At 43.8% G+C, this 26212-nt stretch carries 29 protein-coding genes and 3 tRNA genes; 16 read left to right on the top strand and 16 right to left on the bottom strand.

Annotated elements, in window-relative coordinates; translation table 11 throughout:
* The first annotated feature begins 171 nt into the window (after nucleotides 1-171).
* On the top strand, nucleotides 172-522 hold the full coding sequence (locus KUL49_RS03875) for a hypothetical protein (RefSeq protein ID WP_014949580.1): 351 nt from the start codon (nucleotides 172-174) through the stop codon (nucleotides 520-522).
* Nucleotides 523-560: 38 nt separating this feature from the next.
* Here the strand turns inward: KUL49_RS03875 and KUL49_RS03870 are convergent, their stop codons facing one another.
* The gene (locus KUL49_RS03870; RefSeq protein ID WP_014976618.1) at nucleotides 561-917 is read right to left on the bottom strand and encodes a diacylglycerol kinase; all 357 of its coding nucleotides are present in this window, start codon (nucleotides 915-917) and stop codon (nucleotides 561-563) included.
* Between the two features lie 125 nt (nucleotides 918-1042).
* The gene (locus tag KUL49_RS03865; RefSeq protein WP_131136357.1) at nucleotides 1043-1465 is read right to left on the bottom strand and encodes a universal stress protein; all 423 of its coding nucleotides are present in this window, start codon (nucleotides 1463-1465) and stop codon (nucleotides 1043-1045) included.
* A 203-nt stretch (nucleotides 1466-1668) separates the two neighbouring features.
* Between KUL49_RS03865 and KUL49_RS03860 the strand changes: the two genes are divergently transcribed.
* The gene (locus KUL49_RS03860) at nucleotides 1669-2145 is read left to right on the top strand and encodes a c-type cytochrome (RefSeq protein WP_131136356.1); all 477 of its coding nucleotides are present in this window, start codon (nucleotides 1669-1671) and stop codon (nucleotides 2143-2145) included.
* A gap of 78 nt (nucleotides 2146-2223) precedes the next feature.
* On the opposite strand, the gene KUL49_RS03855 is transcribed toward KUL49_RS03860, so the two are convergent.
* Nucleotides 2224-3855, bottom strand: coding sequence for an FMN-binding glutamate synthase family protein (locus KUL49_RS03855; RefSeq protein WP_075177956.1), 1632 nt, complete (start codon nucleotides 3853-3855; stop codon nucleotides 2224-2226).
* A 339-nt stretch (nucleotides 3856-4194) separates the two neighbouring features.
* On the opposite strand from KUL49_RS03855, the gene KUL49_RS03850 reads away from it, so the two are divergent.
* From KUL49_RS03850 to bfr (KUL49_RS03840), 3 genes are all read left to right on the top strand, one after another.
* Complete coding sequence (locus tag KUL49_RS03850) at nucleotides 4195-5766, top strand: cation:proton antiporter family protein (protein ID WP_039227670.1); 1572 nt, start codon at nucleotides 4195-4197, stop codon at nucleotides 5764-5766.
* 134 nt (nucleotides 5767-5900) lie between these two features.
* Nucleotides 5901-6377, top strand: a complete 477-nt coding sequence (gene bfr / locus KUL49_RS03845; RefSeq protein ID WP_014949586.1) for a bacterioferritin — start codon at nucleotides 5901-5903, stop codon at nucleotides 6375-6377.
* Nucleotides 6377-6844: a bacterioferritin gene (bfr, locus tag KUL49_RS03840; RefSeq protein WP_014949587.1), complete on the top strand. Its 468-nt coding sequence runs from the start codon at nucleotides 6377-6379 to the stop codon at nucleotides 6842-6844. The genes bfr (KUL49_RS03845) and bfr (KUL49_RS03840) overlap by 1 nt, the downstream gene beginning before the upstream one ends.
* 120 nt (nucleotides 6845-6964) lie before the next feature.
* Here bfr (KUL49_RS03840) and KUL49_RS03835 read toward each other — a convergent pair whose 3' ends face one another.
* Nucleotides 6965-7444, bottom strand: a complete 480-nt coding sequence (locus tag KUL49_RS03835; RefSeq protein ID WP_039227669.1) for a hypothetical protein — start codon at nucleotides 7442-7444, stop codon at nucleotides 6965-6967.
* Nucleotides 7445-7673: 229 nt separating this feature from the next.
* Here KUL49_RS03835 and ccoN point away from each other — a divergent pair, with 229 nt between their 5' ends.
* The 11 genes from ccoN to KUL49_RS03780 all read left to right on the top strand — a co-directional run bounded on the left by ccoN (nucleotide 7674) and on the right by KUL49_RS03780 (nucleotide 18978).
* Nucleotides 7674-9107, top strand: a complete 1434-nt coding sequence (gene ccoN / locus KUL49_RS03830) for a cytochrome-c oxidase, cbb3-type subunit I (protein ID WP_014949589.1) — start codon at nucleotides 7674-7676, stop codon at nucleotides 9105-9107.
* A gap of 15 nt (nucleotides 9108-9122) precedes the next feature.
* Nucleotides 9123-9728: a cytochrome-c oxidase, cbb3-type subunit II gene (ccoO, locus tag KUL49_RS03825; RefSeq protein WP_014949590.1), complete on the top strand. Its 606-nt coding sequence runs from the start codon at nucleotides 9123-9125 to the stop codon at nucleotides 9726-9728.
* Nucleotide 9729: 1 nt separating this feature from the next.
* Nucleotides 9730-10860 carry a cytochrome-c oxidase, cbb3-type subunit III gene (gene ccoP, locus KUL49_RS03820; RefSeq protein WP_131136355.1) on the top strand — a complete coding sequence of 377 codons (1131 nt, stop codon included), beginning with the start codon at nucleotides 9730-9732 and terminating at the stop codon, nucleotides 10858-10860.
* 216 nt (nucleotides 10861-11076) lie between these two features.
* On the top strand, nucleotides 11077-11556 hold the full coding sequence (locus KUL49_RS03815) for a FixH family protein (protein WP_131136354.1): 480 nt from the start codon (nucleotides 11077-11079) through the stop codon (nucleotides 11554-11556).
* Complete coding sequence (locus tag KUL49_RS03810) at nucleotides 11556-14024, top strand: heavy metal translocating P-type ATPase (protein WP_131136353.1); 2469 nt, start codon at nucleotides 11556-11558, stop codon at nucleotides 14022-14024. The genes KUL49_RS03815 and KUL49_RS03810 overlap by 1 nt, the downstream gene beginning before the upstream one ends.
* A gap of 1 nt (nucleotide 14025) precedes the next feature.
* Entirely contained in the window at nucleotides 14026-14256 is a 231-nt protein-coding gene (gene ccoS / locus KUL49_RS03805; protein ID WP_014949594.1) for a cbb3-type cytochrome oxidase assembly protein CcoS, read from the top strand.
* Nucleotides 14243-14902, top strand: a complete 660-nt coding sequence (locus KUL49_RS03800; protein ID WP_014976623.1) for a sulfite exporter TauE/SafE family protein — start codon at nucleotides 14243-14245, stop codon at nucleotides 14900-14902. The genes ccoS and KUL49_RS03800 overlap by 14 nt, the downstream gene beginning before the upstream one ends.
* Before the next feature lie 45 nt (nucleotides 14903-14947).
* A complete protein-coding gene (gene fnr / locus KUL49_RS03795; protein WP_014949596.1) occupies nucleotides 14948-15685 on the top strand; it encodes a fumarate/nitrate reduction transcriptional regulator Fnr in 738 nt (245 codons plus the stop codon).
* 244 nt (nucleotides 15686-15929) lie between these two features.
* On the top strand, nucleotides 15930-16853 hold the full coding sequence (uspE, locus tag KUL49_RS03790) for a universal stress protein UspE (protein WP_014949597.1): 924 nt from the start codon (nucleotides 15930-15932) through the stop codon (nucleotides 16851-16853).
* A 148-nt stretch (nucleotides 16854-17001) separates the two neighbouring features.
* Complete coding sequence (ttcA, locus tag KUL49_RS03785) at nucleotides 17002-17955, top strand: tRNA 2-thiocytidine(32) synthetase TtcA (protein ID WP_014949598.1); 954 nt, start codon at nucleotides 17002-17004, stop codon at nucleotides 17953-17955.
* Nucleotides 17956-18978 (top strand): patatin-like phospholipase family protein, encoded by a 1023-nt coding sequence (locus KUL49_RS03780; RefSeq protein WP_131136352.1) that lies wholly within the window; start codon nucleotides 17956-17958, stop codon nucleotides 18976-18978.
* A 14-nt stretch (nucleotides 18979-18992) separates the two neighbouring features.
* Here KUL49_RS03780 and KUL49_RS03775 read toward each other — a convergent pair whose 3' ends face one another.
* The 12 genes from KUL49_RS03775 to pgsA all read right to left on the bottom strand — a co-directional run bounded on the left by KUL49_RS03775 (nucleotide 18993) and on the right by pgsA (nucleotide 26106).
* Nucleotides 18993-19640: a DUF2987 domain-containing protein gene (locus tag KUL49_RS03775; RefSeq protein ID WP_014976627.1), complete on the bottom strand. Its 648-nt coding sequence runs from the start codon at nucleotides 19638-19640 to the stop codon at nucleotides 18993-18995.
* Nucleotides 19637-20428 carry a glucosaminidase domain-containing protein gene (locus tag KUL49_RS03770; protein ID WP_014949601.1) on the bottom strand — a complete coding sequence of 264 codons (792 nt, stop codon included), beginning with the start codon at nucleotides 20426-20428 and terminating at the stop codon, nucleotides 19637-19639. Before KUL49_RS03770 ends, KUL49_RS03775 begins: the two co-directional genes overlap by 4 nt.
* Nucleotides 20421-21152, bottom strand: coding sequence for a stress protein (locus KUL49_RS03765; RefSeq protein ID WP_014949602.1), 732 nt, complete (start codon nucleotides 21150-21152; stop codon nucleotides 20421-20423). The genes KUL49_RS03770 and KUL49_RS03765 overlap by 8 nt, the downstream gene beginning before the upstream one ends.
* Nucleotides 21153-21234: 82 nt before the next feature.
* Entirely contained in the window at nucleotides 21235-21861 is a 627-nt protein-coding gene (locus tag KUL49_RS03760; RefSeq protein ID WP_131136351.1) for a LysE family translocator, read from the bottom strand.
* 12 nt (nucleotides 21862-21873) lie between these two features.
* Nucleotides 21874-22599, bottom strand: coding sequence for a Sir2 family NAD+-dependent deacetylase (gene cobB / locus KUL49_RS03755; RefSeq protein ID WP_131136350.1), 726 nt, complete (start codon nucleotides 22597-22599; stop codon nucleotides 21874-21876).
* An 82-nt stretch (nucleotides 22600-22681) separates the two neighbouring features.
* Nucleotides 22682-23512 carry a sulfurtransferase gene (locus KUL49_RS03750; RefSeq protein ID WP_075177962.1) on the bottom strand — a complete coding sequence of 277 codons (831 nt, stop codon included), beginning with the start codon at nucleotides 23510-23512 and terminating at the stop codon, nucleotides 22682-22684.
* A gap of 122 nt (nucleotides 23513-23634) precedes the next feature.
* The gene (tpx, locus tag KUL49_RS03745; protein ID WP_039233109.1) at nucleotides 23635-24132 is read right to left on the bottom strand and encodes a thiol peroxidase; all 498 of its coding nucleotides are present in this window, start codon (nucleotides 24130-24132) and stop codon (nucleotides 23635-23637) included.
* A 74-nt stretch (nucleotides 24133-24206) separates the two neighbouring features.
* The gene (locus KUL49_RS03740) at nucleotides 24207-24899 is read right to left on the bottom strand and encodes a tRNA-uridine aminocarboxypropyltransferase (RefSeq protein ID WP_131136349.1); all 693 of its coding nucleotides are present in this window, start codon (nucleotides 24897-24899) and stop codon (nucleotides 24207-24209) included.
* A 128-nt stretch (nucleotides 24900-25027) separates the two neighbouring features.
* A tRNA-Leu gene (locus KUL49_RS03735) sits at nucleotides 25028-25114 on the bottom strand.
* 59 nt (nucleotides 25115-25173) lie between these two features.
* Nucleotides 25174-25247, bottom strand: a tRNA-Cys gene (locus KUL49_RS03730).
* 41 nt (nucleotides 25248-25288) lie between these two features.
* Nucleotides 25289-25364: transfer RNA gene (locus tag KUL49_RS03725), tRNA-Gly, on the bottom strand.
* Between the two features lie 169 nt (nucleotides 25365-25533).
* On the bottom strand, nucleotides 25534-26106 hold the full coding sequence (pgsA, locus tag KUL49_RS03720; protein ID WP_014949608.1) for a CDP-diacylglycerol--glycerol-3-phosphate 3-phosphatidyltransferase: 573 nt from the start codon (nucleotides 26104-26106) through the stop codon (nucleotides 25534-25536).
* Nucleotides 26107-26212: the final 106 nt, after the last annotated feature.

Below are 26212 nucleotides of genomic sequence, written 5' to 3'. Positions count from 1 at the left end.
GGTTACGCATAACCAACGACATCAGTAACAATGTCTAACTCACCTACTCTCTACATCCTTTTACCAATCTGAAACTGTATTACTCGCGTATCAAAAGGTAAATTTGCCCTAAACCTATATTAATGAATAGGTTTTCTAAGTTGGCAAACATTCAAGTAAAAGGAGTGATATATGAGTAGCGGTATTGATACAAAGCATGGAAAATTACTCGCGGAAATGGTGGTTCCCTCGTCGTCATGGAATGTCCAACCCGAGAAGCAAGACCCATTCAAGTCACAAGAAGCAGCACTAGATTATTTAAACTCAAACAATGAGCCGTTATATCTCCACGTGCCATTAGCTCAATCTGATGATTACGTGAGAATCTGCGTAACTTCACGAGGCGATGATGTTGTTTTTACGATAAAAGATATCAATAACGGTGGTGAAACTTCATTGCATTATTCGCACATTAAAAACTTAGATAGCACAATTAGAACCTTAGTTTCAGAATGTTGTGACCAGAAAATCAAAGCCCTATAAGTTAGGGCTTTCTTTCCGCCTTTAAATCGCAAATTGTACTACCAAAGAATGCTAATCCACGTAAAGCCGGCCATCATTAGGCTAATGAACACTGCTGCCGAGCCGATATCTTTAGCACGCCCTATTAATAAATGGATGTCTGTACTGACATGATCACAGAGTTTCTCAATAGCGGTGTTGAGTAGCTCAGTGATAAGCACTATCAGTAAAGATATCACCAGCAATATACGTTCTACATGCGTAACGTCGATGAAAAACGCTACAGGTGTCATTATCAATATTGCGAAAATTTCTTGTCTGACCGCAGCTTCACTTAAAAAGGCTGCTCGAAGCCCCTTAAGTGAATAGTAAGTGGCATAGAGCACGCGTAAAATACCTGTCCGTTTCGTTATCATGATAAGTAATTTTAAGATTAGTTACAGCCTTACAAAACGTAACTGACCTTCGTTACATCTGCATGACGGCGAAGGTATTTATCATGAATATTTAAGGCATTTTCGACGCTAATCGCCGCATTAATTTATACTTTCACAGCTAGCACGTCTGTTTTAACACCATGTAGTACTGCATTGGCCGTTGACCCAAGTAGCAAACGAAGACCGCTCTGGCCATGGGTGCCGACAACAATGAGATCTGCATTAATCTTTTCGGCCATATGGTGAATCTCATCAGCAGGAGAACCTATCTCTACATTGATGTGGCTGTAAGGTATATCATGTTTTGCGGCAACGTCTTTTAATTGCCCTAATGCCTGCTCTCTTACTTCCTCTGAAAAATCCCGTTCTAGAAATAGTCCGTAAGGCTCTACATTGGTTTGTGGATAAGCAACATACAGGAGGTGAATTTTGTGACTATTGCCCGCTATTGCAATGGCTTTCTCCACCACTAATTCGTAGTCAGAATAAATATCTATAGGTACTAAAATTGTCTCGTAACCTTGCATTGTGGCTGTCCTCAATTTTTGTTAGGTAGCAGTGCTTTTCTACCATACCGTTAACTAATTCCATTAAATAGTAGTGCTATACAAATAATTATTCTTTGAGCTAGGTCAATGATTAGTCTGCAGCCTCATTCATAATCAGTGTATGCACATTAGTTCTAGCGAACATTACGTATCCTTACCGTAAAAGAAAGAGGGAAATGAGTATGAAAACGGCAATAGTTGTTATAGCAACGCTTCTCCTTTTCGCCTGTGGCCAGGGCGCGCAGTCACCTCGCGGCTTTAGCTTGCCAGAAGGCAATATGGAAAAAGGCTATTTGGTATTTAAAAAGTATCAGTGCCAAGACTGTCACAGAATTGCAGAAGAAAAAGAGTCCGACAATGCGCAATACCTAGTCGCGAAGCCTATTCCGTTGGGCGGCAGCAGTGGAAGAATTAAAACTTATGCAGAGTTGGTGACAAGTATTATTAACCCATCACACAAACTTACTCCTCGACAGCCTGCCAGTTTCACCAGCGAAGACGGTGTCTCATTAATGCGAGTAGTAAACGACGAGCTAACGGTTTCTGAACTAATAGATTTAGTGGCGTATCTTCAGCCTAAATATAAAGTAACACCCTACAGGACTAGTGATTACCGCCTCTATCAACTGCGTATTCCAAGCGAGCAATCTAAAGATTAACTCGCAGTTTTAGGCATTAAAAATCATTAAGCGTGACTCCACAATCGGTATTTGATTAGGAGTCATGGCTTAGTTTTTTTAAGATACCGCTTTCGTTTCTTTCTCTATTTCTGCCAATAAACTACAAGGCATAAAGCTTTCAGAATTTGCTTCTTTTAAGTGTAATTTAAATCTATCGGGAACGTCGTCGGTTAAGAAACTTCCTGTTTTAACTAACGGGAAAATTTCGTCGTAACGCGCAATATTACACTGATCTACTCGCCTAAATATATGGGTACGATTTAGTTCGCTAGTTCTCACATGTCCTGTAGAAGACAAGATATCCATCAGCGCATGAATAGTTTTTTTGTGAAAGCGGTACACGCGCTCGTACTTGTCTTCAACGTTTAAGCCCTTGGCAAGCTTGGGGTCTTGCGTTGCTACACCGGTCGGACATTTATTCGTATTGCATGACAGCGACTGAACACATCCAAGTGCCAACATCATTCCTCTGGCACTGTTACATAGATCGGCGCCTAAACTTAGATTTTTCGCTAACTGAAAAGCGGTAATGATTTTTCCAGAAGCAATGATTTTAATTTTGTCGCGAATACCAAAACCAGTGAGACAATCGTCAACAAACGCCAACGCTTCACGCAGAGGAAATCCTATAGAGTTTGTGTACTCAAGCGGTGCGGCGCCGGTACCTCCTTCGCCCCCGTCTACCGTTATAAAATCTGGCGTTACGTCCTTCTCTACCATGGCTTTGCACATGGCAATAAACTCACTTTTTCTACCCAGCGCCAGCTTAATACCCACTGGTTTATATCCACTTAACTTGCGTAACTGACTAATAAAATCAACCATTTCTAAAGGCGTTGCAAACGCTTTATGTCTAGGGGGAGAATCAACTTGAGTTCCAGGCTCAACACCTCTTATTTTAGCTATTTCAGGGGTATTTTTATACGCAGGTAAAATACCACCATGTCCAGGCTTAGCGCCCTGGCTTAGCTTTATTTCTATCATTTTTACATTGTCGAGTTTGGCTTTTTCTTCAAAAAGAACAGGGTCGAAACCGCCATCTTTACTTCTACAACCAAAGTATCCCGTACCAATTTGCCAAACGATATCGCCACCGTTTTCGAGGTGATATGGGGTTAAACCACCCTCACCTGTGTTATGGTAAAACCCGCCTTTTGCAGCACCTTTATTTAGCGCCAAAATGGCATTTTTTGACAAGCTTCCAAAGCTCATTGCGCTTATGTTAAGTATGCTTGCACGATACGGCTTTTTGCAATGAGGACCACCTACCGTCACTCGGGGATCTTCATCCATGTCTTCCACTTCGCGAGCAGATAAAGAATGGCCAATCCACTCATAGCCATCTTTATACGTATCTAGCTGAGTACCGAAGGGAACAGTTTCTCTACTGTTTTTCGCACGTTGATAAACAATCGAACGAAACATGCGGGAAATAGGTGCTCCGCCAGTATCGGTTTCTATGATGTATTGCTGGATGTAGGGCCTTAGTCCCTCGACAGTCCATCGTACCCTGCCAATTAATGGAAAGTTCTTTAAAATGGCATGTTTTGTTTGGAAGGCATCATATAGACCAAAAATGAGTAGCGTGACTGATAAAAGTAAAAACCACCACACGGGCGCCCACAATACGCCAATCACCACATTGAAAGCGACCAGCAGGGTTAGCACAGTTAGAATTGTTAAACGCATTCAAAATCCTTCTTTATTTTTGGTCATATCTAAACAAAATAATATGCCTACAACCCTGTTCAATACACCTGAAATCGGGAACTAGATTTACTTTAGCGGTAAATGACTGATTTAGGAGTTAAATATACTGAGCCGGCTTTTAGCTCAATTGGGTTACGCGTTACCAAAGTATGCAATTACAATGCTTTTTTAGCTGCGAAAATAAGTCATTGCATGCTAGTCTAAAACCTTTCAATTAGCGAGTTGAGAGAGCGATTTGTAGCTATCACTGGTTAATAGATGATGTGACCTATACAAAGGTAACGGATTTTACGTTCAACATTTTCTGAAAGGTAATTCATGGAGTATGCATTTCTTCTTTTCGCATTTGTTTGCGGCTTAACGGTTAAACTTATTGGCATTCCTCCTTTAGTTGGCTACTTGGTAGCTGGCTTTTTATTAAATTTTGCAGGCTACACGCTCACTGAAGATTTAACCCAAATAGCCAACTTGGGCATCACCATTATGCTCTTCACCATCGGTCTGAAACTCAACATCCGCGATTTGAGTCGACGAGAAGTTTGGGCGGGAAGCGTTTCACATACCTTAGTATGGGTGGGCGTTATTACCTGTTGCGTCTATGCGATTGGTGCGGCTGCTGCAAATTTCGTTGATGGGCTTACATGGAAAAGCGCTGCGCTTATCGCTTTTGCCCTTAGTTTCAGTAGCACAGTGTGCGTGGTTAAAGTATTAGAAGAAAGTGGCGAAAGTAAAACCCGCCACGGCCGCCTTGCCATTGGCATTTTGGTCATGCAAGACGTTTTTGCTGTTATCTTCCTTGTTGCAGCAACTGGAAAGCTCCCCTCTGTGTGGGCGCTTGCGTTGTTGGCCTTATTCCCAGCAATGCCAATCATAAACAAAATGATTAATAAGTCGGGCCACGGTGAACTGCTTCCGCTTACTGGCTTTATCCTCGCCTTAGGTGGCTATCACCTGTTTGAGCTGGTTAATATTAAAGGCGATCTTGGGGCACTCATCTTTGGAATCATGTTAGCCCAACATGAAAAGGCTTCGGAGCTAGCGAAGTCGCTGCTCAGTTTTAAGGATCTCTTCTTAATCGGCTTCTTCCTTACTATCGGCCTTACCGCCCTTCCCGATCTTAGTATGATTGTCCTCGCCATTGTATTCTGCTTATTTATACCGTTAAAAGCTGCGCTGTTTTTCGGTTTGTTTACCTCACTTCGTCTTAGAGGACGTACTGCGTATTTAAGCAGCCTGGTGCTATCAAATTACAGTGAGTTTGGGCTTATTGTTGGGGCGCTTGCAGTTTCATTAGGTTTATTGGCAAACTCTTGGTTAGTGGTGATTGCTTTAGCCGTATCTATTTCATTCGTTATCACCAGCGTGCTCTATCGCAATTCTCATTCTCAATATCACAATCATAAACACACCATTAAACGTTTTGAGAAAAACGAGCGCTTAAAAGAAGACATTTATCCTACTCTCCACAACGCGGAGTTTTTAGTGTTGGGGATGGGACGAGTTGGTCGCGGTGCCTTCAATGCGTTATCTAAATTAAGTGATGTGAGCGTATGGGGAATGGACGCCGACCGAGTAAAAGTAAAAGAGTTATCAGACGAAGGCTTAAACGTAATATGCGGCGACGGTGAAGACGTCGATTTGTGGGATAATTTAGATATCAAACAGATTCAGCTTGTTTTGCTTGCTCTGCCTTCTATTCAGGACTCAATAAACATCACACGTCAGCTTAAAAACGCGGGCTATGTTGGAAAAGTCGCAGCCATTGCACGCTATGAGGATGAAGTGTCACATCTATTAGAAAATGGTGTAGATAAAGTCTTCAACTTCTTTACCGAAGCAGGGCTTGGTTTTGCTGAAGAAAGTCTTGCTTATGCGCATGCACAACAGTAATGCTGTTCTAAATGCGAACAATGGATGAATTGAGAAACGTTATCGTTTGTAAACAACTGTTTTACAAAGACTTTTTTGACATGCGGTCAAATTTAGACTAAACTTCACGCAAATACGTTAATAGGGTTTACACAATGCAAGGTGATAAACAAGTTGTTGCAAAATTGAACGAAGTACTGACAAGTGAACTTACTTCGATAAATCAATACTTTCTGCACGCTCGTATGTTCAAAAACTGGGGTTTTTCTGAACTTAACGAAAAGAATTATAAAAAGTCTATCAAGGACATGAAGCAAGCGGACGATCTTATCGAGCGCATTTTATTCCTTGAGGGCCTTCCTAATCTTCAAGCGTTAGGCAAACTTTATATCGGTGAAGATACCGTTGAAATGCTGTCATGTGATGCGCGTTTTCAAAAAGAACAGCTTCCACTACTTCGTGAAGCAATCGCGCTATGTGAAGAAAAGCAGGATTATGTTTCTCGTGACTTGCTTGAAGACCTTCTTGAATATGAAGAAGAGCACCTAGACTGGATTGAAACGCAAGAATACCAAATTGATGCTATGGGTATAGAGAACTACCTGCAAGCGCAAGTAATGGGAGATGACTAATGAAAGGTAACCAAGCAATCATCAATGGCTTAAACGAACTACTCTCTTATGAGTTAGCCGCCATGGATCAGTATTTCATTCACTCTCAGATGTATCTTGATTGGGGTTTGAATAAGCTTTACGAACGCATCGACCATGAATTTGATGACGAGCGTGGACATGCAACTAAGCTAATAGAACGCATGCTGTTTTTAGAAGGTACGCCTGACATGACGAAGCGCACAGGCTTCAAAGTGGGTAAAGATGTACCTGAGATGCTAGAAAGCGATTTACGTGTTGAATATGAAGTTGATGCAAAGTTACGTGAAGTTATTGCGCTTTGTGAAACCGAGAAAGACTATGTTACTCGTGACATGCTTATTGTACTACTAGACGATACAGAGATGGATCACGCACACTGGCTAGAGCAGCAGCTTGGCCTTATTAAGCGACTAGGTATTCAAAACTACCTTCAGTCTCAAATGTAAGAATTAGCGTTCACGCTACAATTTACAGGTAATTAATAAGGTCGCTCTTAAATAAAGAGCGGCCTTTTTTGCTTGTTTACTCCCCTTTCTTTAGGGAGAGTCTTATTGCTTTTAATACAGTTACTGCTGTGTAACAAAATATAAATAGCTGGGGCTTTCTTTATCTTTAATATTTAGACGTAGCTGCCATTTCATCACTGGCTCACTACAGCTACCTAACATAAACCAACCTGACCACTTTCCTTGACCATCGTTATCTAACAGCACGGGAATTTTGCCCATATACATGTTTACCCCTTCAATCCATGCGCTCTCTATTTCCTCTCCCTCAGGAACTAGGAGCTTAACCGTTACTGACTCTTCGGCTTCAGGCATGGCTGAGAAAGTGGCAATTGCTAACCTGTCATCAATTAAGAATTCGCAAGTTTCATTGACAAAGTTGCAGCTGTTTCCTATTCCATTAACTACGCTCGTGTCTTTTAACACCGATGACTGGAATTTATGTGCAAGGTATACACACACGGCTACAACAATAATAGCCACTAATGGAAGCTGGGAATGTAAAATTTTTGATCGTTTATTGTTATCGTTATTTAGCATTTCTTAAATTTTGTGTATTTCTTCATTGACGGAGATCAAGCTTAGGTAGTTTATGGTATCTTTTTGTAATTAAAAACCTTATCATCCGCGTACCAACTGGCTTGGAGACAATAATTATTACTCTTTCCGAGCTCGGTGTGAAGCGTTATTCCTTAGCTGATACACGTCTCGACCGTACTATTCCGGCAGTTGGAGACCATAGTTCATTTGAAGTGGAAGATTCATTAAAATGAGTGAAATAAGCCAAGCACAACCTGACTACAATTATAAAGTAGTTAGGCAATTTACCATCATGACCATAGTCTGGGGTATCATTGGTATGGGCCTAGGGGTATTTATTGCCGCGCAGTTATTTGCACCTATGCTTAACTTTGACACACCATGGCTAACATTCTCACGTTTGCGTCCGTTGCACACTAACGCCGTTATTTTTGCCTTCGGCGGCTGTGCGCTATTTGCAACGTCGTACTACATCGTTCAGCGTACCTGCCAGGTAAGACTGTTCAGTGACAAACTTGCCGCATTTACCTTTTGGGGTTGGCAAGCCGTTATCGTTTTAGCTGTTATCACCCTGCCTATGGGTTTAACCAGCTCAAAAGAATACGCTGAACTAGAATGGCCAATTGATATCCTTTTGGCACTGGTTTGGGTCGCTTATATCATTAACTTCTTCGGAACCCTAGTAATCCGTAAAGTTTCGCACATTTATGTTGCAAACTGGTTCTTAGGCGCGTTCATGTTAACTGTTGCAATTCTTCATATTGGTAACAGCATGGCTATTCCGGTATCTTTCACTAAATCGTATTCACTGTATGCAGGCGCAGTAGACGCTATGATGCAGTGGTGGTACGGCCATAACGCGGTAGGCTTTTTCCTAACTGCGGGCTTCCTTGGTATGATGTACTACTTCGTACCTAAGCAAGCTGGTCGCCCGGTTTATTCATACAGACTTTCAATTGTTCACTTCTGGGCACTTATCTCTCTGTATATCTGGGCTGGTCCTCACCACCTTCACTACACTGCCCTACCAGACTGGACTCAGTCACTAGGTATGGTGATGTCTATTATCCTATTCGTTCCATCTTGGGGTGGTATGATTAACGGTATTATGACGCTATCTGGCGCGTGGCATAAACTTCGCACCGACCCAGTATTGCGTTTCCTTATTGTTTCATTGTCTTTCTACGGTATGTCTACCTTCGAAGGCCCAATGATGGCAATCAAGACCGTTAATGCACTGTCTCACTACACTGACTGGACAATTGGTCACGTACACTCGGGTGCTCTAGGTTGGGTTGCAATGGTTTCAATTGGTTCAATTTACCACTTAATTCCAGTGCTATTCGGTCAGCGCGCTATGTATAGCACCAAGCTAGTTAACGTACACTTCTGGTTCGCAACTATCGGTGTTGTTCTATACATCGTAGCAATGTGGATGTCTGGTGTACTACAGGGTCTAATGTGGCGTGCAGTAAATGCTGACGGTACGTTAACCTATAGCTTTGTTGAGTCATTAGAAGCGTCTAAGCCTTTCTATGTGGTTCGTTTCATTGGTGGTTGTTTCGTGGTAGCAGGTATGCTTGTTATGGCATACAACACATGGAAAACCGTTCGTGCACCTAAAGGCAGTATCGCTGCAGACCCAGCGACTCAGCCGGCGTAGTAAAGGAGACGAATAATGAAAAACGCACATGAGTTAATTGAAAAGAACGTCGGTCTGTTAACGGTATTAATCCTTATCGCTATCAGCTTCGGTGCCATGGTTCAAATTACGCCGTTGATGTTTCAACAGCAAACCATGGAACCGGTAACAGGCTTACGTCCATATACCGCGCTTGAGCTTGAAGGCCGTGATATCTACATCCGTGAAGGTTGTGTAGGTTGTCACAGCCAGATGATCCGTCCATTCCGCGCTGAAACAGAGCGTTATGGTCACTACAGCGTTGCTGGCGAATCAGTATGGGAGCACCCTTTCCTTTGGGGTTCTAAGCGTACTGGTCCTGACCTAGCACGTGTTGGTGGTCGTTACAGCGACGAATGGCACCGAGTTCACCTGCTTAATCCTCGTAACGTGGTACCAGAGTCGAATATGCCAGGTTTCCCTTGGCTTGCGGAAAACACGCTTAATGGCGAGTTAACAGCTGAAAAAATGGAAGTATTCCGTGGATTTGGCGTTCCGTATACCGACGAAGATATCGCGGGTGCGAAAGCGGCAGTACAGGGCAAAACGGAAATGCAGGCCCTTATTGCTTATCTACAATCTCTTGGCACACATTTGAAATAATATGGACCAGGGAATTGTAGGCAGCATTTTTACTGTCATCGTCTTTGTAAGCTTCATCGGTGTTGTATGGTGGGCGTTCAGCAGCCGCAACAAGAAAAAATTCGATGAAGCTGCGAACCTAGTGTTTGCAGATGAAGAAAAGAAAAATCAAAAGAAGATTAGCAGGAGTCTCGAACTCATGAGTATGTTTTGGACAATTTGGATTTCAGTGATAACCCTAGGGTTAATCATTGGTTGCTACTTCCTTCTTCGCTGGTGCCTTTCTAACAAGACTGGCGTAGCTGAAGGTGAGTCAATGGGCCACGAATTTGATGGTATTGAGGAGTTGAACAACCAACTTCCTCGCTGGTGGACAATTATGTTCTACATGACCATCGTTTGGGGCTTTTTATACCTAGCGCTTTATCCTGGCCTAGGTGCGTATGAAGGTATTTTGGGTTGGAAGAGCTCTAACCAAAATATTCAATCGCTAGAAGAGTCAGCTCAGGCGCGTATTGATGCTAAAGAGCAAGGCTACCTAGTAGAATATGATCGTGAACTAGATTTCGCTGCCGAGAAGTTCGATCCGATCTTCGAAGCATATGCACAAGTTCCTGTTGAAGAACTGGCTAAAGACCCAGAAGCAAATAAAGTAGGTCAGCGTTTGTTCCTACAAAATTGCTCTCAGTGTCACGGTTCTGATGCACGTGGTCAAAATGGCGGCTTCCCTAACCTAACGGACAACGACTGGTTGTACGGTGGTTCAGGTGCGAAAATCGTTGAAACTCTTACGCTTGGTCGTAAAGCAGCTATGCCAGCATGGCTAGATGCTATGGGTGAAGACGGTATCGAAGAAGTGGTTAACTACGTACTTAGTTTAAGCGGTCGCGATGTGGACCCTCAGCTTGCAGAAGCAGGTAAAGCTCGTTTCGCAGCGTGTGCGGCTTGTCACGGTATGGACGGTAAAGGTAACCAAGCACTTGGTGCACCAAACCTTACTGACAATATCTGGCTATACGGCGGCAGCCACAGAGCGGTAACAGAAACGCTTACTTACGGTCGTAACGGTGTAATGCCTTCATTCAAGAAAACCTTGGGTGATGACAAAATTCACGTTGTTGCAGCGTATGTATACAGCCTTTCAAATGATTAATGATTTAAATCATTAAATATCTTAAAAAGCCTCGTTACTACGGGGCTTTTTTTATGAGAAAATACAGCGGTATAGAGAGTGCCATGCGAACATTCTTTGTACACTTTTAACATGTCTCGCCAACACTATATTTATCATTATTTGCCGGCTTTACGTGTAGTTGGGGAAGTAAAAATAAATATGTTGTTAGTGAAGTAAATACGAGAAAAGATTTCGATGAATAGACCCTGGTATAAAGAGTTCTGGCCCTGGTTTTTAATTGCCGTTCCTATCATTACCCTCATCATGGGTGGCGTGTTATTAAACCTTGCTATTTCTACCGAAGATAGCTTGGTGGTAGACGACTACTACAAAGAAGGAAAAGCAATTAATGCCCGTCTGGACAAAGAAGCCATAGCCCGCCGCATGAATATCACCACTGATTTAACCATTGAAGATGGAAGCATAGCGCTGCAATTTCATTCGGGGATTCCTCAAGAAGGTAACGCGGTTAAATTAAGTTTCTATCACGTAACGCTAGAAGAGCGCGATGTTAGCGTTTTATTGACTCGCGACGCTAACGGTATTTATCGCGGCTTTATTGAAGAAAACCTTGACGGTAAATGGCGCATATCGCTGACGCCGATTGATGATAGCTGGAAAATTCAAAACACGGTCTATCTGCCCCACACTGGCAAAATGAAATTCAATCCATAATGACGAAGCACGACTGTTACCATTGCGGCTTGGCTATAGCGAGTCCAGACAATGGGAAATTTACTACTGTCATTTTAGGGCAACAACGAGACATGTGTTGCCCTGGCTGCTTAGCGGTAGCTGAAGCGATCGTTAACAACGGCCTTGAAGACTATTACCAGTTTAGAACCGAACCGGCGCAAAAATCTGACGACAGTATTTTAGAAACGTTAGATAAGCTAAAAGTCTATGACGACCCTTCCCTTCAAGAAGAGTTCGTGTTTGAAGAAGGTCAGGACAAACAGATTCAGTTGACCCTTGAAGGTATTACATGCGCTGCGTGTGGCTGGCTTATCGAAAAGCAGTTGTCAAAAGTTGAAGGAATAAAGCAAGTCGCGGTGAATGTACAAGAGCGCCGCGCTTTAGTCACTTGGTCACCGTTTCAAATTAAGCTTAGCCAAATTCTATCTACGCTAAAACGCATTGGTTATGTTGGGTCACCATTTCACCCCGACGAACACGAAGCCAGTTATAAACGCGAACAGAAGACCTTTCTAAAAAAGCTTGGCCTAGCAGGCATTATGACCATGCAGGTTATGATGCTGATGACTGGGCTTTATTTTGATTGGTTCGGCGCCATTGAGTTAGAGACCCGCCAATATTTTTATTGGGTTGCCCTTACGCTTACAACACCTGTGGTGCTGTATTCAGGCAGCACCTTTTATGTGGGCGCCGCTAAAGCGCTAAGCGCCAAAACGGTTAATATGGACGTACCCGTTACGCTCGCCATATTCGGTACTTACATTGCTGGAATTCGCTCTACAGTATTAGAGCAAGGTGAAGTGTATTTCGAATCCATCTGTATGTTTATTTTTCTGCTGTTACTTAGCCGATTCTTAGAACATCGCAGTCGTCATCGCGCCGCACAGATCTCTGCCAATATGATGCAGTATGTGCCCGTATCAGCGACCAAACTAAATCCGGATGGCAGCCTAACCGAGTGTCTGGCTAAGCAGCTAAAAATTGATGACGTAGTACTGGTGAAGCCTGGTGAAACAGTCCCCATTGATGGAGTGGTAACCGACGGCAACGCAGCGGTTGACGAATCAATGCTTACCGGCGAGTTTAACCCCGTGCGTAAGTCGAACAGTAGCCTGGTTTACGGCGGCACGGTTTGTCAAGATGGTACGCTAACCATTACGGTTACGCAGACCCTTAAAAATGCGCTGGTAAATCAAATTGTACGACTGCAAGCAAGTGCCATGGCGAGTAAGCCTAAAGCAGCGCAGATAGCCGATAATTTTTCTCGCTATTTCGTTACCGCGGTATTGCTGGTTTCGGCGTTAACCTATAGCTTTTGGGCGTATCAGGGTAGCGACGAGGCATTTTGGATCACCATATCGGTGCTGGTTGCAACCTGCCCTTGCGCACTAGGGTTGGCTACGCCATCAGCGTTAACCTGCGCTATGGCAAAGTTAAACCGACAAGGTATTTTACTAAAACGCGCCGATGCGCTAGAACAAATTACTGACATTGACACCATCGCTTTAGACAAAACCGGCACGCTCACAAAAGGCAAATTTACTATTTCAAATGCCTGGTACGCTGACGGCGTGGATAGTAATAGTGCGCTATCAATTGCGCGCGCTTTGGAGTCACGCTCTGAACATCCGATTGCCAAAGCCTTTAGCGACGGTATAGCCTTTAGCGACGGTGTAGCCCTAAGCGAGATTTCTGCCTCTAGCGGTAGTGCTGACGCCATCGATAACACGGTACACAAAGTGACTAATTTTACCGTTACGCCAGGAGGTGGTATCAGCGGTGAGATCAATGACACGTTGTTTTCTATGGGATCTGCAGCATTCAGCGTTCACGAATCACAGCTAAAACTCATTGAAGTGTTCCCTTCAGCTAACGTGTTTCTCACGGTTAAGGGGCGTATTATGGCTGCGTATGAAGTAAAAGATTCACTAAGAGAAGATACGCAAGAAACTCTCGATATATTAGCTGCAAGCCATACTCTCGCCGTTTTAAGTGGTGATACACAGCAAAACGTTAATGCGCTTACCGCACCATTGCCAATTTCGACCGCTAAAGGTGGCCTAACACCTGAGCAAAAGTACGAAGCCGTTCAAGCTATGCAGCAATCTGGCGCGAAAGTGATGATGATGGGTGACGGTATTAACGACGCTCCAGTTCTTGCCAGCGCTGATGTGGCAATTGCAGTGGGTAATGCCACAGACGTGGCTAAAACTGCCGCCGACGTGATACTGCTTGGCGATCAGCTGCTTTCTGTACCAGAACTTATTCGAACTGCGCACCAAGTGAAGCAAAAAATAAGGCAAAATATTGGCTGGTCGGTAGGTTACAACGTTTTGATCTTACCTTTCGCCGTATCAGGCCTACTTTCACCGTGGATGGCTGTTGTTGGTATGTCGTTAAGCAGTATCATTGTGGTCACAAACTCAACGCGACTTTTGAGCAAATAGCATGAGTATTATTTACGTATTAATTCCAATCGCCATCATCATTGTTGCCGTCGCTATTGTGATATTCTTTTGGGCGGTGAAAACCAATCAATTTGAAGATTTAGATCGCCAAGGTTATAGCATACTGTTTGACGATGATCTTCCGCCAGAAGAAAAAAAGCTAGCTGAGCAACGCAAACAACTTCAAGACAGTAAAGTAGACAAAAGCCAAGCGCCACATGGAAGGGATTAACTACTTCTCTGCCTTTCTTATCGGCTTAGCCGGCGGAGTTCACTGTGTGGGAATGTGCGGTGGAATTGTCGCTGCGCTAAGGATGGTATCGCCTAAAGGCGCTTCAGCACTACCCTATACCCTTGCCTATAACATGGGACGTATAGTGAGCTACACCATCGCCGGAGCAATAACCGGGGCACTTGGAAAAATTGCAGCAGATTATATACCTCTTGCCAACTATGCCCTTTCCCTACTTAGCGGAATCATGTTGCTTCTACTGGCGTGTTATTTGGGTAAGTGGTGGACTGGTTTAACGGTGCTGGAAAATGCGGGTAAAGGCCTATTTTCCAAAGTCCAGCCGCTTTCAAAACGCTTTTTGCCATTTAAGACCCCTTTAAGTGCGTTGCCTTATGGTTTTATTTGGGGTTGGCTTCCTTGCGGTTTGGTGTATTCCACACTTACCTGGTCTCTCGCGGCGGGTAACGCGCTAGAAGGCGCTGCTATTATGTTCTTCTTCGGTTTGGGTACATTACCCACCTTGCTCGCTGCAAGCGCTGGTAGCCAATATATTGTTCGAAGTTTTCAACATAACCATTTTAGACAAATTATTGCAGTAATAATGGCAATATATGCAGCTTATCTTATTCATGGCGCAATCGTTTAAAAATGGGTGTATTATTGTCGGGTATTCTTTTAGAGAGCGTGCATTATGAGCAAAGGAAGCCAATTTTCTATTCACTGTCAAAACTGTAGTTTCAGTCACCTGTGTTTACCGGTGGCGTTGAACAAAACAGAAATCGAGTCTCTTGACGATATTATTGAACGCAAGAAGCCGCTTCATAAAGGTGACACGCTGATTCAAACTGGTGATAAATTCCGTTCTCTATTTGCAGTGAGAACCGGTTCATTCAAATCATTTGTGACTAATACCGAAGGTGAAGAACAGATTACCGGCTTCCACTTTCCTGGTGACATTATCGGTTTCGATGCATTAAGAGAGAACAAACACCAAAGCTATACCTCTGCGTTAGAAACTGCCATGGTGTGTGAGCTTCCCTACGAGACCCTCGACGAAATGTCAGTGCAATTTCCAAAGCTGCGCCACCAGATCATGAGCTTCATGAGCGCTGAAATAAAACAAGATCACGACATGATCATGCTTTTAAACAAGCGAACCGCAGAAGAGCGCTTACTGTATTTCATCTCACACCTGTCGCAACGCTTTGAAGAGCGTGGCTTTTCCCATAGAGAATTCCACTTAACCATGACGCGCAACGAAATTGGAAACTATTTAGGATTAACGATTGAAACGATTAGTCGTCTGTTAAGCCGTTTTCAAAAAGACAACATCATAAAAGTAGACGGCAAGCTTATTACTATTTTGGATTTCGATAGGCTAAACACCAAACTAGCGGCGCTTAACGGCCCTAGCGTTGTCTGCGGTTAGTCCTTTTTAAGTGTTAAATAAGGCGCGCACTAAGCGCGCTTTTTTGTAACCTGTGTTAGCCACCTACCTGCCCTTTCAGCGCCACGCCGGTTGCTCCATATTCAATTAGGTAGGTTCACTCATGGTCGCCTCGTAAAATTCTTGATCTAAAACAACTTACGTTTTTCCCAATGTCGTTTATAGTTAGTATTAGAAAGCTTCGATTTCGACAGCCGCTACTAAGTTTCGTAGTTAGGGGGACGTTATGATTGAGTGTAAACGAATTCTGGCCGTGGTAGATGCCGAGCGCGATAACCAACCTGCACTAAGCCGTGCTTATGAACTCGCTTCAAAAACAGGCGCTTCAGTTACCGCCATGATGGTGGTATACGACTTATCTTATGATATGACGACCATGCTTAGCCCGGATGAGCGCGAGTCAATGCGCGATGCAGTTACAAAGGAGCATGCAAAATGGCTTGCCACCCACTTAAGAGAACAAGGATTCACTGAAACTGATATCGTTGTTGAATGGAATAATCGCGCGTATGAATCGATTATTTACTACACCCTAAACAATCAGATAGATTTAGTGGTAAAGGCAACCAAAAAGCACGACGATCTTGCTTCTGTTATTTTCACCCCCACCGACTGGCATTTAATGCGTAAATGCCCTCGCCCAGTATTGCTCGTTAAAGAGCACGACTGGCCAGAAGGAGGAGAGATTATTGCTGCAGTAAACGTAGGCAGTGAAGACGATGAGCACGCCGCACTTAACGATAAGCTCACCCTCATTGCTAACGACTACGCCTCTTTATTGAAAGGGAGCGTAAATTTGGTCAACAGTTACCCTTCTACACCACTTAATATCGCCATAGAAGTGCCTGAGTTCGACCCCGATACCTATCACGACGCGGTAAAAAATCATCATTTAAAGGAAATGCGTAGTCACGCGTTAAAGTACGGTATTCCTGAGAACAAATGCGTAGTAAGAGAAGGCCTTCCGGAAAAAGTTATCCCGCAAGTGGCAAAAACACTAGATGCAGAGCTGGTTGTTATTGGTACCGTTGGCCGTGTGGGCATTTCAGCGGCCCTAATTGGTAACACTGCAGAACACGTGATCGACGAACTCAATTGCGATGTGCTTGCTATTAAGCCAGATGGATTTGTGTCGCCGTTGTCGGTGTAGTCTTTTTATCAGTACCACATAGCCCGTGTTTGCCGTTACTTAGCGGCCAACGCGGTATGTCACCAACAAATTTAACTTCACAAGCATGGTCTCGAAAAGCCGCTTTAATGTATAATGGTGGCTTTATCACAAACCAAGCTAGTTAATTATGAGTTTAGGCACAAACAGTGCTGACGCGTCGCCATTAAATGCTGCGCAAAGTAAGCAAAAGTACAACTTCAACAAACTTCAGAAACGACTTCGCCGCAATGTGGGTAAAGCCATTGGCGATTTCGGTATGATTGAAAACAACGACAAAGTAATGGTGTGTTTATCTGGCGGTAAAGACAGCTACACCATGCTAGATATTTTATTGTTTTTAAAGAAGATTGCGCCTATTCATTTTGATATCGTTGCGGTTAATCTTGACCAAAAGCAGCCTGGTTTCCCCGAACATATCTTGCCTGAATATCTAGAAAGCATTGGCGTTGACTACAAAATTGTAGAAGAAGACACCTACTCTATTGTTAAAGACAAAATTCCAGAGGGAAAGACGACTTGCTCTCTCTGTTCTCGCTTGCGCCGTGGTATTCTGTACCGCACGGCAAAAGAGTTAGGTGCGACTAAAATTGCATTAGGTCATCACCGCGACGACATGCTAGAAACGTTTTTCCTCAATATGTTTCATGGTGGCAAGCTTAAGTCTATGCCGCCAAAGCTAGTCAGCGATAACGGTGAACACATCGTTATTCGTCCATTGGCCTACTGCACAGAAAAAGACATCGAGAAATATTCTCAGGCCGCTGAATTTCCGATTATTCCGTGTAACCTTTGTGGCTCACAAGAAAACCTACAGCGCCAAAACATAAAGGCTATGCTTCAAGACTGGAACCGTCGCTTCCCAGGTCGTATAGAGTCGATGTTCCGTGCGCTTCAAAACGTAGCGCCTTCACACTTAATCGACAGCAACCTTTATGATTTTAAAGCTATAGCTACACAAGAAGGCCCGGTAGAAGACGGTGATATCGGGTTCGATGAACCTTCTTTCACTACAGAAAATAGTACGGACTTCAGTGATGAAGATAATACTATTGAAGTAATAAACATTATGGAACCTAAGTAAATGAAAATTGGACTTGCGCTAGGTGCCGGTGCCGCAAGGGGCTGGACTCACATTGGCATAATTGAAGCATTAGAAAAACTCGGCGTAAAAATTGACGTTGTAGCGGGATGTTCTATTGGTGCTTATGTTGGTGCTGCCTACGCAAGTGGCAAGCTGGAAGGCTTGAAAGAGTGGGCCTGTTCCCTTAGCGACTGGCAGGTACTTGCTCTTATGGGCGTAGGACTTAGACGCGGCGGCATTGCAAGCGGACAGAAGGTTTTCGACAAACTAGCAAGCGAGTTTTGTGAATCGACTTATGAAGACATGCTTAAGCCGTTTGCGGCTGTGGCTACCGACCTTTATACAGGCCGTGAAGTGGTGTTTAACTCTGGTCCTATCGGAGACACCATTCAAGCATCCTGCGCTATTCCCGCACTTTTTGCGCCCGTAGCACACGGTGATCGTTGGTTGGTAGACGGTGCCGTTGTAAACCCTGTACCGGTGAACTTATGTCGCCAATTAGGGGCCGATTTTGTGATCGCGGTTAACCTTAACGCCGATTTTCGACCACTTCGTCTTGAAAAGTTGAGACAAGATCATGAAGAAAACCAGCGCAAAACCGAGGACTTTTTTACAAAGAGTCAAAACGTACTACGCCAATGGTTCTCTCCTGACAACAAAGAAGAAAAAGCCCTAGAGAAAAAAGATGAAAAAGACAGCGTCTCGGCTGGCAATGTAAAGACTGAAGAAGGCATTGCTTCTGATGTGATTGAAAAAGTGGAAGAAGAGTTGACCGAAGTCCCCGCTAAAGTGAACAAGCGAAACCCGCCGGGAATTATGAGCGTGATGAGCAGTTCACTTGAGATACTTCAAGCTCGCGTCACACGCTCACGTTTGGCTGGCGATCCGCCTGACATTCTTATTGAGCCTCAGCTTACCGACGTGGGTATTATGGAATTCCACAGAGCCGAAGAGCTATGCGCGAAGGGCGAAGAGACCATCTCGCGTTTAGCAGAGCAAATTAGGTATCAGCTTCTTACCTAACCCCAAATATGCATTTAGCTTGACGCCATAGCGGTAACACGTAGCGGCGCATGAGGCAGTGTTAAGCCTTTTGCGTCGTTGATCCAATCTTGTTCTAGATGCAACACGCCGTTATTGATTTGCACACCTTGTGGTGTAATGAAATCTAAATTCTTGTCATCAAACTGAATCATCAAGCCCTTTACCGAAGGCATCATGAAAGACAAAAAGCTTCCCATTTCATTAAAGAAAGCTTCGTACTGACCATACAAAAAAGTAAGGTCGTCTTTTGTGTAATACTGCTTAAGATATTCCGGCTTGGTTTCAAGTTGTACCGACATATCACACACGTTCGCGCGTTCGTTTAAATCGATGCGAACCAGTGCGTTGGCAAGTTTCAGGGCCTTTTCAGTAGGCACCGTGAATCGCCCTTCACCACTCACTTCTAAGGGCATTGTTTTCTTATCGGTTACGATAGACGCTCCGTTAACTTCACATAAACGCCCTTCGCCAACACGAACAAACCCGAATGCAAACTGAAGTGCTTGGGTATCTTCATTATCCAGCTTTTTAACATGGCTATAGAAACGGCTGTACTCAACATCTATCGTTTCAGCAGCAACGGAAGAACTGCCTACACCAATAAACAGAGATGAAGCAAAAAATAAAGCAGCGCGTATCATTCGGATAAAAACTCCTCGTTAAATAGGATCATAGTTTGAAGCTCTTCAACATAAGCGGCTCCTCGCTCAGAATAGTTCATTAGCCCTTCAGCTAACGCAACACCAGTAATAGGAATTTGGTTTGCACGCAGTCGACTGCGGATCTCTCTTAAATCCGCATACGCGTCGTGGCGGTTTAAATTTCGCATGTAGGTGTACGTTGCACGCGACAAACTGTCGAATTTGGCAACTTCATGAGATGCCCCATCGTTTCGACGGTTAGGAACAAAACCACACCCCTTAGAGAAACACCATAAGCCAAAGAAGTTATAGCCCTTTCTTGCGAACCGGCTGGTGCCCCAAGCTGACTCATTCGCGGCTTGCACGAGCACGAGTTCGGCTGGTAGAACATCAATCTTTTGTAGTAAAGCTAGCAATTTTGATTTTAGCGGCTGCGTTGGCTTAACTCGATATTCCTCTTCTAACCATTCAAGCCTTGCCATATCTTCTTCAGAGAGCGTTTCGTTAGCTAACGCCTTTCTATATAAGGTTTGTACGTAATGTCTAAGCGTGAGTAGATACGCATTCTGCTTCTCTATTTCGGGGCGTAAATAGTTAAAAAACGCCTCTTTCTTCTCTTTTACATCTGTATAGGCAGAGAAGTTAGGCACCGGCTTTTTAGCTTCAACCGTTTGCGGTATATCTAAAATATCCGGTTCGTCCTCAGTAAAAATTATGGCGTTAATGACGATTACCGCCAATACGCCTAACGTAATAAGGACAATTTTAAAGGTTTCACGCTTATGCATCAAAGCTAGACTCATTCACATCGTTTTCAGATGCTTCCGTGCTTACTCCCTGCTCGCCAATCAGTTCCTGATAGAGCAAGCCCATCATACTAAAATAAAAAGGTAATACCCAAATAAGTGAAAAGCCCAGCGTTAATGGCACCGACACAAACAGTAAAAAGAACACACCAAATATGCTGGCAATTTGAGCCCAGTATGCATTAAATACGCGACACGACAGGATGATCGCACTAATTGGCGTTAACTTTCTGTCAGCAACCAACATAAGTGAAAAGGACGATGCTAAATAAAAATAAACGCCGGGTATAATAAGCAACATCATACCTAGTTGAACAAGAATACTGTTTACTAGCTGAGTGAGTGCCAGCAAAAATATCAAGGGGAAAAACTGGAATACGGTAAATACTGAAGTTTTAGTGCCGCGGGCAACAAAAACGCCCATCATATACAACCCCGTCAACAGCGGGGCAACGATGCAGATTGCAACAATTTCTATGATAGACTGATGCTCGAATACATAGGTCCCATCGTCATTTATTGTGATGTACTGCTGAGCAAATACACCTAACACGACAAACGTCAAAAATAGAACAACACTTCCCTGCAGCAATGATGAAAAGTTTGCCTTTGTTAAACCGGCAGCGCGGCGCAATAGACCTTTGGTATCAAATTGATACTGTTTAGACAACGTATTGTTCAGGCGGTCTTGGTTTACGTCTTTCACACAACTCTCTTATCTTTTTGAAAAATCGGCGGGATTATACCAATTCACAAAAACAAATGCCTGTTTGTAAGGTAAACAAACGTTAACCTAGTACTAATTTCGCAGCTAAACCGACGAGTAGCACCCCCATCGCACGGTCTAACCAATACCCTTTTTTACCAATAAGCTCAGCTACTTTACTGGTGCTCAAAAGGTATGAAAGAAAACAGAACCACAGTCCAGTAGCTATAGCTAAATAGATACCGTAGCCAAGTTTCACAGTAAATGGAGTATCAATACTAATAATTGCAGTAAACAATGAGAGGAAAAATAGCGTTGCTTTTGGGTTTAGTCCATTAGTGAGAAAGCCCATCCAAACTGCGCGCTTTGCAGATATGTGGGATGTTTTCTTTTCAGCGTTAACTGCCTGGTCCTGCTTTACAGGCCCGCTTCTAAGCGCACCAAACGCAAGGTACAGTAAATAAGCTGCGGCGGCATAGCTAAATGTGGTGAATAACCATGGAGTAGTTGCAATAACCACACTAAGCCCCACTAACGAGTAAGCCACATGCAGTAATATAGCTAAGCCAATCCCTATACTGGTGTACATGGCGATACGTCTGCCATAGGCCACGCTGTTTCGAACAACCACCGCGAAATCTGGACCTGGGCTAGCAACAGCCACAAGGTGTACCAACGCAATGGTAAGAAACTCATTCAAATACTGCATGTTATGCGCCTCCTACAGCGCGTACTTTGATATTAATTGATCAACCCATTGTGGAACGATGTGAGAAGCAGGGCCTGTTAGCGATTCATCGAACAATGCATTAGTTACGCCCGGCTCCAAATTTGCCTCTATGGTATGTGCGCCACTTTCTTTAGCGATCTGAACAAAACCCGCGGCAGGATAAACATTCCCTGATGTGCCAATAGCAATAAACACATCAGCCTTTGAAAGCGCATCATAAATCTCTTCCATGTACATTGGCATTTCACCAAACCACACGATATCCGGTCGTAAGGTTACTCTGTTGCAACACGGGCATTTAGTGGTGTGATCAAAACTATCACTCCAGTCAAAAGTTTGCTGGCTTATAGCGCAGCGCGCCGATAGCAGCTTGCCATGCATATGGTAAACAGACTGGCTTCCACCGCGCTCATGCAAGTCATCCACATTTTGAGTAACCAACATCAGGTTGCTACCGAACGCTTTCTCAAGTTTGGCCAGCGCCTCATGCGCTGCATTAGGATTCACGTCGTCTTGCTGTAACTGCGCACGTCGAGCGTTGTAAAAGCGATAAACTAAGCTAGGATTTTGTTCAAAAGCCTCTGGGGTGGCCACCTCTTCTACGCGATGATTTTCCCAAAGGCCGTCATTATCCCGAAATGTCTTTAATCCAGATTCAGCGGAAATACCCGCACCGGTAAGAATAACAATATTGGGTAGAGGTTGATCAGATGGCATCAGGTTGTTCTTACTCTGTAGTTATAGCGCTAATTATACGATTAGCATGTTGTATATTTACTTAGTTAAAAGCCGCGACTCTTTACATATCTTTGACCACAGGATATTGAGTATCAGCGCCCCACTCTGACCAAGAGCCATCGTATACTGAAACCTGAGTAGCGCCGCACAATAATGCCGCCACACCAATTATGCAGGCGGTAACGCCAGAACCACACGTACAAATAATAGGTTTGCGTAAATCGATATTAGCGCGGTCAAAAATAGCCTTAAGATGATCAACTGGCAAAAAATGCCCGCTTTTGAGTAAGGTGTCAAAAGGAATATTAAACGCTCCAGGCATATGACCTGAACGTACTCCTTCACGAGGCTCTGACACTTCTCCTTTGAATCGCGGCGCGCTACGCGCATCAACAAGTTGTGCTTCAGTATTTATTGCCTGAAGTACTGCACCGGAATTTGCGAACCAACCAGGCCTAGGTGTAGCTTGATAGGTTAATTTTCCGTATTGTTGTTGTTCTGAAACCGGCAGCGCTGCTTTTTCCCATGCAGGCTGTCCGCCATTTAATATATAAACATCTTGGTGGCCCAACGCTTTTAACATCCACCACACTCTTGGCGCAGAATATATTCCACGGGTATCGTATACCGTAATAGGTGTATTCGCTGTTATACCCTGATTACCAAGATAAATTGCAAGGTCATTTGCAGAAGGCATACTGTGAGGGAGACCTGTAGTGTGATCGCTACCTTCACTATCTAAGTCAAAGTCGACTGACGCAGGTAAAACCATTGCCGTGCGCGTATCTGGTGTTTTTGAAACGGGGTCGTCCATTAACGCTCGTACAAGCGTTACCGGCTTTTGTTGCATTACATTGGCTAATTCACCAACTGAGAGCAATACCGATGCCATTACATTCTCCTAAAAGGCACCCACATCAGTGAGTGCCCTGTAATACCCCGATAAAACAAATCGGTACGTATTCAAACACATTACATAGTTAGCTAACCAACTAACCTATGTTGCGGATCTACTTAGCTAAGAGCTGCGATAGCCGCGTCGTAATTCGGCTCTTCTGTTGTTTCTGCAACTTGCTCTGTGTAAACCACTTTGCCTTCGGCATCGATAACCACTACTGAACGAGACAGCAGCCCAGTAAGCGGCGCTGATTCAAAGGTAACACCATAGTCAACACCAAAGCTTGAGCGGAAAGTCGAGCCTGTAAGTACATTTTCAATACCTTCAGCACCACAGAAACGACCCGCTGCAAACGGAAGATCTGCCGATACACAGATAACTGTAGTGTTATCCAATTTTGCCGCTTCTTCGTTGAATTTACGGACAGACATTGCACATGTTCCCGTGTCGATAGAAGGGAAAATGTTTAATACCACATTTTTTCCTGCAAGCTCAGACAGTGTTACTTCACCCAAATCTGCTTTCACTAATGTAAAGTCTGGTGCAGATGTGCCTACTTCAGGAAGCTGACCCTTTGTCGTAACTGTATTGCCTTGAAAAGTAACTGATGCCATTCGCTTTCTCCGTGTTTTGTTAATATGAAATAGTGGATGTAAAACAATACTTTCGCAAATAAAAGTGACGCTTTTTAAATGTTACTTTTAACCTGCGACTCTGCAAACGCAAGCTTATGCTGTAAATGCGGCTTACCTTTTAAATATTCCCGTCTAAACACACTGAAATAATGCGCTAAGGTTTGCGCCCCTTGCTTCTGCTGCGCAAGGTCTAAAACGCTAATACCAACTTCAGCAGTACAGTGTTGGAAATCATGGGTAGATTCGCGTAGTAAATAATCTGACGCTACGTCCATACCCACGCCCAACACAGGAAAGTCATGCAAGTAAGGACTCTTCACGAACATTTTTTTTGCTTCACGCCACGTTCCATCCAAGAAAATAAATAGTAACGTTTTCCCAGTATTCAATGGTGGCGTATCAATACAACGTTCAGCTGCAGCATATTCGTGTGGAAATACCACGATAGGAAAATATTTTTCGTTGCGAAGTAACGCCAATAGCGCCTCTTCTGGCTCGGTGCGCTTCCACAAAAATGCGTGGTTATCTTTAACCACGTCCGCAATTAAACGACCGGTATTAGTAGGCTTATAATATTCGCCTTTGTACATCAAGAACAAAACCGCCACATCAGTGCCAGCCTCAGGCTTAAATTCACAAATACAGTTTTGCGTTGGAAGCAGACATGCGTCGCAGCGAACTACTTTACTCCCACGAGCGTGGAATGGACGTTCAGCACGAGATAACTCGTCTAAACGAAGTGACATAACAGAATTCAAGATAGTACGTCTTTGCCAAAATTTTTATGGATTTTACCATAGTAATTTGTGATAAAAGAGCGCAAATATCTTTTCAATTTTTTGATTAAAATTTGGAATGTTTGGGAGTAGATAAATGGTGCCCGGGGCCGGACTTGAACCGGCACGCTGTTACCAGCGAGGGATTTTAAATCCCTTGTGTCTACCAATTTCACCACCCGGGCATCGGGTTGCTTTTCAGCAAAGGTGTCAGGCGTAGAACCTGATGCTGCGTTGCAGCGTTTGGAGGCGGAACCCGGAGTCGAACCGAGATAGACGGATTTGCAATCCGCTGCATAGCCATTCTGCCATTCCGCCAGATGCGTCTGGCGCGTGATTAAAACTCATCTCTAAGAGATTGGAGCGGGAAACGAGATTCGAACTCGCGACCCCGACCTTGGCAAGGTCGTGCTCTACCAACTGAGCTATTCCCGCATGTCTTAATCGACCATTTCGTTTGGTTGATGTCCTCTCGAAATGTGGGGTGCATTCTACCTACCCATTCAAAACTGTCAACACAAAAAAGCGTTTAAATTGAGATAAATGCGGTTTTTTATGATCGTTTGCTATTTTTTTATTCACTTTGATTAATGTACGATCAATTTCACTTTACTGCGCCACTTCGAAGGTGTGGCCAGGCCGCTTTTGTATAAACAAACATTGACCAAATTGACAGCACTGCTGAGAAATATAAAAGAATATAACCTAAAGAAACCCAATAAATAGTTATGCCCATAAAGGTTTCTAATCCCGACAACAAGCCAATTAAGGCTAACATTTGCGCAGTGGTTTTTGCTTTACCTATAAAAGACACTTTAACCGCATCCCTTACACCATTCGAACCCATCCATTCACGTAACGCCGACACATAAATTTCACGAACCAATAGCGCAATAGATGGCAACGTGATCCACAGGTTTGCATAACTATGAGTAATCATAAGAAGAGCAGCGCCCACAATGAGCTTGTCTGCTACAGGATCTAAGAATGCACCAAAGGGTGTAGACTGCTGTAGTTTTCTTGCTAGATAGCCGTCAAACCAGTCCGTTATTGCGGCAAGCCAAAAAATAAATGCGCCTGCCTCGTGCGCCCAGCGCCAATCAAGAAAATAAACAACTACAAATACAGGAATAAGGATTACTCGGAATAAAGTAATACAGTTTGGAACAGTCCACATAAAAAGTACGTCTCGGTGTTATGCCTCTATGGGCGTTTTAGCGCGGTAGCGTATAAGCTCTGCATCTTTCATTTTTGTAACACATTACCTTAATTTGTAATGCATT

This window comes from Alteromonas sp. KUL17 (assembly GCF_006538305.1).
Lineage (GTDB): Bacteria > Pseudomonadota > Gammaproteobacteria > Enterobacterales > Alteromonadaceae > Alteromonas > Alteromonas macleodii.
Note: the sequence above shows the minus strand (reverse complement) of the source record. Positions and strands in the feature narration are given on the sequence as shown.